The organism is Rathayibacter sp. KR2-224 (assembly GCF_049446075.1).
Classification (GTDB): Bacteria; Actinomycetota; Actinomycetes; order Actinomycetales; family Microbacteriaceae; genus Humibacter.
Window position 1 is genome coordinate 290,191 of record NZ_JBMSEB010000002.1, and the last position, 9,071, is coordinate 299,261.

A 9,071-nucleotide genomic window follows, 5' to 3' on the forward strand; every position below is an offset into this window, starting at 1 on the left:
GCGTAAACCCCTTTTGCAAGCGTTTACTGATTTGCCTACAGTGGCAGGCGCTTGCGTGCACCATGCGGGAGCATGAGCATGCACACGCATGCGACCAATCGAACGAGGACCACGAGGGTGGATAGAGCTGTGAACACGATCCCCGCGACAGATGCACCCGAGGCCACGGCATCGGAAGACGTGACGCAGATAGAGGAACGCCCGACCACGTCAGCGGCGGAAGCGACGAAGGGGACAGGCAGGGAATGGTGGCGCAGCGCCGTCATCTACCAGGTGTATCCGCGCTCGTTCGCCGACAGCAACGGCGACGGCGTCGGCGACCTGCCCGGCATCAGGGCCCATCTGCCCGCGCTTCGCGACCTGGGTGTGGATGCCGTCTGGCTGTCGCCGTTCATGACCTCCCCGCAGCGAGACGCCGGCTATGACGTGGCCGACTACTGCGACGTCGACCCGCTCTTCGGAACGCTCGACGACTTCGATCGGATGCTCGCGGCCGCCCACGAGCTCGGCCTGCGTCTGATCGTCGACCTCGTGCCCAACCACACGTCGTCGGATCACGTGTGGTTCAAGCAGGCACTGGCATCCGCCCCGGGCAGCCCCGAGCGCGGCCACTACTGGTTCCGCGACGGCAAGGGTGAGAACGGCGAACTGCCGCCCAACAACTGGGAGTCCGTCTTCGGGGGCCCGGCATGGAGCCGCACCACCAATGCCGACGGAACTCCCGGGCAGTGGTACCTGCACCTTTTCGACTCGTCACAGCCCGACCTCAACTGGGAAGACCCATGGGTGTGGGAGCAGTTCAGGGGCATCCTCCGCTTCTGGCTCGACCGCGGCGTGGACGGATTCCGCATCGACGTCGCCCACGGCATGGTGAAGAAGAAGGGCCTGCCCGACTACACGCCGGAGGAACGCGGCGGCTCACTGAGCGGTGCCAGCGTGACCCTCGAGCCCGACATCAGCGACGAAGAGCCGGGCGCACCGTTCTGGGCGCAGGAGGGCGGCCACGACATCTTCCGCGACTGGCACAAGGTGCTGGCCGAGTACGACGGCGATCGCGCGCTGTGCGGCGAGGCGTGGGTCAGCCCGCCGTCGAAGCTCGCCAGGTACGTGCGCCCCGATGAGATGCAGCAGACGTTCAACTTCTCCTACCTCGAGACGCCGTGGCACGCGGATGCCCTGCGCAAGGTGATCGCGGACTCCCTCGCGGCCTTCAACGGCGTCGGCGCACCCAGCACCTGGGTGCTCTCGAACCACGACGTCGTGCGGCACGCCACCCGCCTGGGGCTTTCCGAGGAGAACCCGCAAGGACACGGTCTCGGCCCCAAGACGCCCTTCCGCCCGAACGAGGCTCTCGGCCTGCGTCGGGCGCGCGCTGCGACGACCCTCATGCTCGCGCTGCCGGGCTCGGCCTACCTGTATCAAGGCGAAGAGCTCGGGCTTCCCGAGGTGATCGACCTTCCGGACTCCGCCAGGCAGGACCCGACCTGGTTCCGCACCGGCGGTGAGCGGTACGGGCGCGACGGATGCCGTGTGCCGATTCCGTGGACCGCCGCTGGTCCCTCCTACGGCTTCAGCCCGTCAGGCAAGAGCTGGCTGCCTCAGCCCGCAGAGTGGGCGTCGTTCGCGCGCGATGTCGAGGCGGAGCATCCCGATTCGACGCTCTCGCTCTACAAACGCCTGCTCGCCGAACGCGAGCAGCGCAAGCTCGGAGGCGGGTCACTCGAGTGGCTCGAGGGCTACGGCGACGACGTGGTGGCGTTCCACAACGGCGAACTCATTGTGCTGGCCAACCTGAGCGGCGCATCCATTTCGCTGCCCGCGGGCGAGGTCGTCGTTTCCAGCGAGCCGCTGGCGGGCGACATCCTCCCGAGCGACACGGCCGTCTGGATCGCCGGCTGAGGCGCGGCGCGGTTCGCCGAACCCTCGCGGGATAGGCAGGGCCGCCGCCGGTCTCAGCGGTCGGCGACGCCCAGCTCGTCGAGCACGGGCTCGAGCTGAGCGAAGAGTCCCGGCTCTGCCGCGATGGTCAGCGCACGGCTGGCCGGAACGCCGTGCAGGCCCGCCACGGTGGCACCCGCCTCTGCTGCAACGAGTGCACCGCCTGCGTGGTCCCAGGGCTTGAGGCCCTTCTCGTAGTAGGCATCCAGCCGACCGACCGCCACATTGCAGAGGTCGAGCGACGCGGCGCCGATGCGGCGGATGTCGCGCACCCGCGGAATGAGCATGCTCACGGCCTCCGCTTGTAGCCCTCGCCGCCTCGAGTCGTACGAGAAGCCCGTGCCGACCAAGGCGAGCGACAGCTGCTTGCCGGTGGGAACCTGCAGCCGTTGCTCTCCGAGGTAGGCACCTCCACCGGCCGTGGCCGTGTACACCTCCCCGGTCGCCGGGTTCACCACGGCGGATGCCAGCGCTCGCCACGTGTTCGGGTCGGGGTCGCCCTCGACCACGGCGATCGACACCGCGTAGGCGGGGATGCCGTAGAGATAGTTCACGGTGCCGTCGATGGGGTCGACGATCCAGGTCAGGCCCGTGGTACTGGCGCTCGCGTCGCTCTCCTCGCCGAAGAAGCCGTCGCCTGGGCGCTCCTCGGCGATGCGGCCCCGGATGAGGTCTTCGGACTCGCGGTCGGCCGCGGTGACGATGTCTTCGGGCGCCGTCTTGGTCGCGGCGACCTCAACGCCCTCCTCACGGCGGGCTCGGACCAGTTGCCCGGCCTCCCACGCGATGGTACGGGCGAGGTTTACAAGCTCATCGTTCGCAGGCATGCCTTCGATGCTACGGGGTCCCGAACATCGCGTTTGGCGTGTCGCTCCAAGGCGATCTATCGTCGATTCCATCGAAGCTTTGTTCGACACTTCGGCTAGGAGGTCTGCCGTGAGCATCACTCATACCACCGACATCGTCACCGTGTGGATCGACGAAGACGGTGTCCCCAGACGGATGTTCTGGGCTGGCCGCCGCTTCCGCGTCACCGATACCCCGACCCGCCTCGGCCCAGAGCCAGGCGTCCCGCTCAGCCCAGTCATGACCCACCCGCCGTCGCCGCTGAAGGGCTGGCGATTCCAGGGAACCAGCGACGACGGCGAGACCCGAGTCTTCGACGTGCGGCTAGCTGAGCCGGGTGTCTGGGAGCTCGTGCGGGTGATCGACTGATGCGCCGGGCATCACGCTGCGATCAAGCCCGCGCGGCGGGACTGCCTCGACTCCACCTGAACCTCTTCCTCTGGTTCGGGCAAAACAGTCAGGCCCGCGGCGCTGGATGCCGACGACATGAGCCGCTCAAGCCAGGTGCGATTGAAGTCGCGAACGGGGTGCGCGTAGTCGAACGACACCGCGACGCCACTGTCGAGCCAGACCGACTTGCGCTCGCCCTCCGGAGTCGTCCAGGCGAAGTGGAAGGCCTCCCGACGGCGCATCTTTCCGACGATGACGCGCTCGAGATGAGCCAGCGTGCGGTCGTCGAACTCCGCCTGCAGCATGTTGTTGTAGTTGAACGTGGCCATCTCGCCGCTCCTCGTCGTCATCGGGACAGTGCCGTTCGGCTCATGGACTTAGAGGCTCGTTCTCTTTGAAACTCATGATCCGAACAGTTCACTTTCTGTACTAGTCACAATATGTGTAACTTGAGGTGTTAGACAAGCGCAATGAGAGTAAAGTTTCAAAGGAGGACTCATGACGCCCGTGGCACGCGACCTTCCCGCCCTCCGGATCGTGACTGAAGACGACCCGGCGGTGGCCGACGCGCAGTGGGCGGAGCCCGAGCTGGGGTTCTGGGTTGCCGCACGAAACGGCGACTTCGTCGGGACGGTGACGGCTGAAGGCGCGAGCTACGTCGCACGGGATGCCACCGGTGCGAGAGCAGGCGCCTTCGAGACGCTCGCCGCCGCGCAGTGGTCGCTCACAGGCATCCGAGCCCGGACGGAAACCGACTTCGACCTGGAGGAGACCCGTGCCGCAGACCGTCGTACGCCATGAAAGCGAGCACCTCTACGCCGCTCAGCCCGAGACGGCGGAGGGCAAGGCGCTCACCGAAGCGCTGCTGAGGCTCAGGCGCGCCGAATTCCTGCTCGCCAACCGTGCTCTCGAGTCGACCGGGCTGTCGTCCCTGGAGTTCAACGCCCTGCGCTACCTGGTGCAGGCGCGTAGGGACGGACGCGACATGAGCCCGAAAGACGTGATCGTCATGTTGAACACCTCCAGTGCGACGGTGACGAACGTGATCGAGCGCCTCGTGACGAGGGGTTACCTCACCCGGGTCAGCCATCCGAGCGATCGCAGGGCGCACTACCTTGTGCCGACCGAGCCGGCCGTGCACCTCGTCGACTCCGCCTATCACGACCACCACGCCGCCATCGTCGACGTGGTCAACGAGCTCGACGCCATGGACCTCGCGACGGCGTGCGCAGTCGTCAACAAGATCGTGGAACGGCTCGACGCACTCGTCGAGAGCTCGGCCGCCTCGCGGCAGACGGTGGGCGCGGCGAGCGCCTGAAGGGTGAGTTCCGCCTGCGGCCGGGGTGGGCTGGGTTTCGATACGCGGCACCTTCGGCGGGGCTACTCAACCCGCGGTCTCCAGACCGCGATTTCGATACGCGGCACCTTCGACGGCGCTACTCGACCCGCGGCTGGCGGAGCCTATTGCGGGTTGCGGCGGCCGGTCTGCTGCTCCCACAGCTCGAGCTCACGCGTGAGTGCCTTCGCCAGCTCGAAGACCTGCTCCGGCGGAATTCGCACCCTGCTCACGACGCGGGCGTTCACCGACCGATGCGGCTCACCGTTCTCGTCCGGGGTCTCCGTGGCAGGACCGCGCAGCGAGGCGAAGTCCAGCACGAACACGTTGTCCGTGTGCCAGATGCTCGCGAAGTCTGCAAAGCTTCCCGCTTCCACCTCCGATGGGATGTCGAAGTTGATCTGCGTCTGCGCGTTCCGGTCGTCCGCCACGCTGCCTCCCCACCGTCGGATGCTGTCGGGGCGAGCCTATCCGGGCATCCGATTCCTGTGCTGGGAGAGCATCCGGAAGCCCGGACCTGCTGACGGCGCGGTCCGCGCGGACTCCAGTAGGCGCAGCGCTCAGTGCGGATAGGTGGTCGGGAACGCCGCGTCATCCCCGTTGTGCTGCACCTTGTTCTCGTCGTCGACCAGGACGACCCTCGGACGAACGGAAGCAGCCTTCGAGAGCTTCACCGATCCGTACGCCATGATGATGACTCGGTCTCCCACGCTGACCAGTCGCGCTGCAGCACCGTTGACCCCGATCATGCCCGACCCCGGCTCGCCCTCGATGACGTACGTCTCGAACCGCTCGCCGTTCTCGATGTCGACCACGCTGACCTGTTCCCCGACGAGGATGCCGGATGCCTCGAGCAGCTCGCGGTCCACCGTGAGCGAGCCCACGTAGTGCAGATCCGACCTCGTGACCGTTGCGCGGTGGATCTTGGCCCGAAGCATGGTGACGCGCATGCGGCTCCTTCGTAGTGGCGACTCGGTGAAGAACGCGCTCCGCCCGAGACACGAATGGGTCCCTCTTGCTTGCGGAAGGGACCCATTCACGAAGTGGCAGGTGAGGGATTCGAACCCCCGAAGGCTATGCCGGCTGATTTACAGTCAGATCCCTTTGGCCGCTTGGGTAACCTGCCTTGGCGCTCCCGACCACGTGTAATCACCTGGCCGAAGGCGCGAAGTCAAGGATACCCACGCACGGGCATCCGGTGAAATCCACCGCCGCTGGGGCCGCCCCCGCAGTCGGTCGCCGGAAATCGGAGATTTGCTCCGACGCGCCGCCGGGGGGTGGCCGCCTCCGGCGTGGCGGCACGAATCTCCGATTTTCGGCAGGCCGTGCGCCGGATGAGGCGCCAGATCAGGGCTTGGGTGTGTTGTCGTCTGGCGCGTCCGGTCCGGTCTCGGGGGATGCGGGAGTGTCCGGGCCGGCCTCGGGGGAAGCGGTCGCTTCCGGTTCGGCCGTGCCGGGCGCGGATGCATCGGCTTGAGCCTCCGCCGCGGTCTCCGCTTCGCTAACAGCCCTTCTGGAGCGGATGACGCCCGCGACGACGAGCGCGATCACCCCGAGCAGCACGATGATGCCGGCAACGATGAGCCATGGCGTCACGTCGGATCCGGTCGCGGCGAGGTCGGCGTAGTCCTGAGTCACGCCGACAGCCTACGGTCGGTCGGCATCCGGGCGTTCGCGACACCTCGGGTCCGGGCATCCTCCGTCGCGATGCACGGACTCAATCGGCCCGGCCCCGTGAGCGAGCTCCCGGGGCCGACCCTCAATCGCCCGTATCGCCACCGCTCACGGACTCAATCGGCTCGGCCGGGTGAGCAAGCTCCCCCGGCTCTCGCCTCAATCGCCCGTAAACTCGCAGGGAGATCAACGGTCGCGCAAGGGAGTTCGAGGTCATGGCAGATTCGTCGTTCGACGTCGTGAGCAAGGTCGACAAGATGGAGGCCGACAACGCCGTCAACCAGGCCCGCAAAGAGGTCGACCAGCGCTACGACTTCAAGAATGTCGGGGCGTCCGTCGAGTGGAGCGGCGAGAAGGTCCTGCTGAAAGCCAACACGGAGGAGCGCGTGAAAGCCATCCTCGACGTGCTGGAGTCGAAGTTCATCAAGCGAGGCATCTCGCTCAAGAGCCTGGATGTCGGCGAGCCGTACGCCAGCGGCAAAGAGTTCCGCCTGGAGGTCGCGCTCAAGCAGGGCATCGACCAGGAGACCGGCAAGAAGATCAACAAGCTCATCCGCGACGAGGCGCCCAAGTCGGTGAAGAGCCAGCTTCAGGGCGACGAGGTCCGAGTCTCGTCGAAGAGCCGCGACGATCTACAGTCGACGATCGCGATGCTCAAGCGGGCCGACATGGACGTCGACCTGCAGTTCGTGAACTTCCGCTGATTCAGCGAGAGTACGAGAGCCAGGATGCCGCTGCCCTCCTCCGATACGACGGTTCTGTACGCCTCGAGCGGCCCGGAATCGCTCAGCGCCCAGGCCGTCGTGCTGCACGTGCAGCCGTACGGCGACGACCAGGAGGTCGTGCTGCTCGACCGCACGCCGGCGCATCCCGTCGACCGAGCCTGGCCCGATCAGGGCCCGGACCGCGGCTCGATCCTCGTCGACGGGCGTGAAACGCCGCTCGACGACGTCGTGGTCGCCGCAACGGACGGAACGAACCTGTTCATCGGCGACGAGGTACCCGTGCGGCGCGGCACAGAAGGATGGGCGTTCGTCGTCGCACACGTGCTGCAGCGGCCGAGCCGCATCGCGGTGAGCGACGAGGTGCTCGTGAGCGTCGACTCGGAGCACCGCCATGCGCTCTCGGTCGGCCACACGCTGTGCCACCTCGCGTCGCTCGCGTTGAACGCCGCGCTGGCCGATCGGTGGAGCAAACCCGTGCGTGAGGATGCTCTCGGCCGGCCCGATTTCGATCATGAGGCCATTCAGTCCTCGACGATCGTGCCAGGCGGTTCGGTCGATGTGTTCCGGCTCAACAAGTCGCTGCGCCGCAAGGGATTCGCCACGGAGGGTCTCGCCGGGTCGCTGGACGAGTTGGCGGCTTCGACGACGGACACCCTTCGCGCGTGGATCGCGACGGATGCTCGCGTTCACATCGAGCGCGAGGGCGATGCTTTGAGCGACCCCCGCTTCTGGGTATGCGAGCTGCCCGAGCTGGAGACGGGACCGGCCTCCGGACCGGCCGCGACCGCGCGGATCGCGTGCGGCGGAACCCACGTGACGAGCCTCGGGGAGCTCGGCGAGGCATCCGCGGTGCTCGAGCTCGGCGACGACGCAGGTACTGTGACGCTGACCATGCGCTGCACTGCAACGGCTAGGTGAACTGAGCCGGAGCGAGTCTGTGCTCCGCATCGCGGCGCTATTGTGGGGCGCTCCGCTAGCTGCGCGGCGCTATTACGGCGTGCACGAGGCGTTGGTCCCTGCCAAGCCGCTCGACGCAGTGGCTGTGCCGAAGGGCGAGGTCCACGCGCCCAGCTGCGCCTGGATTCCGACCGTGTACGTGGCCCCCGCGAGCCCGCTCAAGGTCGAGCCTTTGAACGTGGTGGTGTAGGTCGTTCCTGTGCCCACGGCCGGAGTGGTCGTCTCGGTCACGCCGCCGAGCAGCGTGCCCAGCACCGATCCGCTCGACGCGGCGTAGTTCGCGGTCGCTGCGCTCGGCGTACCCGCGGCGAAATTCCAGGTCACTGTGATGACCGGAGTAACCCCGAGCAGCCCGGGGTTGTAGGTGCACGCGCTGAGGACCGGCTTCTGCAGCGTCATGGCCGTGAACGTGCCGCGCGTGTACTCCGACACGCGCCAACTGGCATCCGTCTGGGCGGGATGAACCAGCCCGCCGCCGAGCATTGCGACGACGGCCACGCATGCCGCTGCCGCCCGCAAGAGCCACCTCCGCTCAGCCACGGCGTCGCCTCCGTGCGAGACCCACGACGGCGAACCCGGCCGTGACGGCAGCCACGCCGAGCAGTGCGGGTCCGAGCGGCGACGAGCCAGTTGGCGCCAGGCCGCCGGCAGGGATTTCGTCCGCGCCCGTCGCGTCGACCGTGAGGCGCAGCTCGAAACGTCCGGAGGCATCGGCGCGCGCGTCCGGCGGCATGGTGACGCGTGCCTGCACCCACATGCTCGCCGGCACCGGGCCAGATGTGCCGCTCAGGGATCGCGCGCCGTCGGGCAGGGCATCCGTAGGCGTGACGGGCAAGATGACTCGTTCGGCCGTCGGGCACGTCGTGCCACTCCACGCCGCGGCGCACCCGAGCAGCTCGACCTCCGTCGGCACGGACACGTCAGCGGCTGCCACCCCGCCGTTCGCGGTGAGGATGCCGACCACCGTGCTGACGGGCATCCGGTGCAGGGTCACTCCGACGTTCCACAGGGCGGGCGAATCCCGCGTCAGCGTGTGCACGGTGCCCGGAGGATCGCCTGCGAGCACGAGGGCCGGCGCCTGGTCCTGAACCCCCTGGCCGAGGGCAGCGGCCGGCCGCAGCAGGGCGAAACCAAGCACCGCGGCGACCGCGGAGACGGCCAGCACTGCCATGAGCATGGCCGTCTTCGCGCGTTCGGATGCCACG

13 protein-coding genes and 1 tRNA gene are annotated in these 9,071 nt (G+C 67.6%); 6 read left to right on the forward strand and 8 right to left on the reverse strand.

Annotation, left to right across the window (positions count from 1 at the left end; all coding sequences use genetic code 11):
• The first annotated feature begins 78 nt into the window (after positions 1-78).
• Positions 79-1,899, forward strand: coding sequence for a glycoside hydrolase family 13 protein (locus tag ACO2Q7_RS13740; protein ID WP_423356505.1), 1,821 nt, complete (start codon positions 79-81; stop codon positions 1,897-1,899).
• A 53-nt stretch (positions 1,900-1,952) separates the two neighbouring features.
• Here ACO2Q7_RS13740 and ACO2Q7_RS13745 read toward each other — a convergent pair whose 3' ends face one another.
• Positions 1,953-2,765 (reverse strand): inositol monophosphatase family protein, encoded by an 813-nt coding sequence (locus ACO2Q7_RS13745; RefSeq protein ID WP_423356270.1) that lies wholly within the window; start codon positions 2,763-2,765, stop codon positions 1,953-1,955.
• Positions 2,766-2,874: 109 nt separating this feature from the next.
• On the opposite strand from ACO2Q7_RS13745, the gene ACO2Q7_RS13750 reads away from it, so the two are divergent.
• Positions 2,875-3,153 (forward strand): hypothetical protein, encoded by a 279-nt coding sequence (locus tag ACO2Q7_RS13750; protein ID WP_423356271.1) that lies wholly within the window; start codon positions 2,875-2,877, stop codon positions 3,151-3,153.
• 11 nt (positions 3,154-3,164) lie between these two features.
• Here ACO2Q7_RS13750 and ACO2Q7_RS13755 read toward each other — a convergent pair whose 3' ends face one another.
• On the reverse strand, positions 3,165-3,503 hold the full coding sequence (locus ACO2Q7_RS13755) for a hypothetical protein (protein ID WP_423356272.1): 339 nt from the start codon (positions 3,501-3,503) through the stop codon (positions 3,165-3,167).
• Between the two features lie 169 nt (positions 3,504-3,672).
• On the opposite strand from ACO2Q7_RS13755, the gene ACO2Q7_RS13760 reads away from it, so the two are divergent.
• Together ACO2Q7_RS13760 and ACO2Q7_RS13765 are read left to right on the forward strand one after the other, a co-directional pair.
• Positions 3,673-3,975, forward strand: coding sequence for a hypothetical protein (locus ACO2Q7_RS13760; RefSeq protein WP_423356273.1), 303 nt, complete (start codon positions 3,673-3,675; stop codon positions 3,973-3,975).
• Positions 3,950-4,492 (forward strand): MarR family winged helix-turn-helix transcriptional regulator, encoded by a 543-nt coding sequence (locus tag ACO2Q7_RS13765; protein WP_423356274.1) that lies wholly within the window; start codon positions 3,950-3,952, stop codon positions 4,490-4,492. Before ACO2Q7_RS13760 ends, ACO2Q7_RS13765 begins: the two co-directional genes overlap by 26 nt.
• Positions 4,493-4,635: 143 nt before the next feature.
• Here the strand turns inward: ACO2Q7_RS13765 and ACO2Q7_RS13770 are convergent, their stop codons facing one another.
• The 4 genes from ACO2Q7_RS13770 to ACO2Q7_RS13785 all read right to left on the reverse strand — a co-directional run bounded on the left by ACO2Q7_RS13770 (position 4,636) and on the right by ACO2Q7_RS13785 (position 6,148).
• Positions 4,636-4,941, reverse strand: a complete 306-nt coding sequence (locus ACO2Q7_RS13770) for a DUF3467 domain-containing protein (protein ID WP_423356275.1) — start codon at positions 4,939-4,941, stop codon at positions 4,636-4,638.
• Positions 4,942-5,070: 129 nt separating this feature from the next.
• Complete coding sequence (gene panD / locus ACO2Q7_RS13775; RefSeq protein ID WP_423356276.1) at positions 5,071-5,460, reverse strand: aspartate 1-decarboxylase; 390 nt, start codon at positions 5,458-5,460, stop codon at positions 5,071-5,073.
• Positions 5,461-5,554: 94 nt separating this feature from the next.
• Positions 5,555-5,636, reverse strand: a tRNA-Tyr gene (locus tag ACO2Q7_RS13780).
• A 221-nt stretch (positions 5,637-5,857) separates the two neighbouring features.
• Positions 5,858-6,148, reverse strand: coding sequence for an LPXTG cell wall anchor domain-containing protein (locus tag ACO2Q7_RS13785; RefSeq protein ID WP_423356277.1), 291 nt, complete (start codon positions 6,146-6,148; stop codon positions 5,858-5,860).
• Positions 6,149-6,399: 251 nt separating this feature from the next.
• Here ACO2Q7_RS13785 and ACO2Q7_RS13790 point away from each other — a divergent pair, with 251 nt between their 5' ends.
• Positions 6,400-6,888 (forward strand): YajQ family cyclic di-GMP-binding protein, encoded by a 489-nt coding sequence (locus tag ACO2Q7_RS13790; protein ID WP_423356278.1) that lies wholly within the window; start codon positions 6,400-6,402, stop codon positions 6,886-6,888.
• Between the two features lie 24 nt (positions 6,889-6,912).
• Positions 6,913-7,827, forward strand: coding sequence for a metal-dependent hydrolase (locus ACO2Q7_RS13795; protein WP_423356279.1), 915 nt, complete (start codon positions 6,913-6,915; stop codon positions 7,825-7,827).
• Positions 7,828-7,899: 72 nt separating this feature from the next.
• Here ACO2Q7_RS13795 and ACO2Q7_RS13800 read toward each other — a convergent pair whose 3' ends face one another.
• Complete coding sequence (locus tag ACO2Q7_RS13800; RefSeq protein WP_423356280.1) at positions 7,900-8,406, reverse strand: hypothetical protein; 507 nt, start codon at positions 8,404-8,406, stop codon at positions 7,900-7,902.
• On the reverse strand, positions 8,399-9,070 hold the full coding sequence (locus ACO2Q7_RS13805; RefSeq protein WP_423356281.1) for a hypothetical protein: 672 nt from the start codon (positions 9,068-9,070) through the stop codon (positions 8,399-8,401). Before ACO2Q7_RS13805 ends, ACO2Q7_RS13800 begins: the two co-directional genes overlap by 8 nt.
• Between the last annotated feature and the right edge of the window lies 1 nt (position 9,071).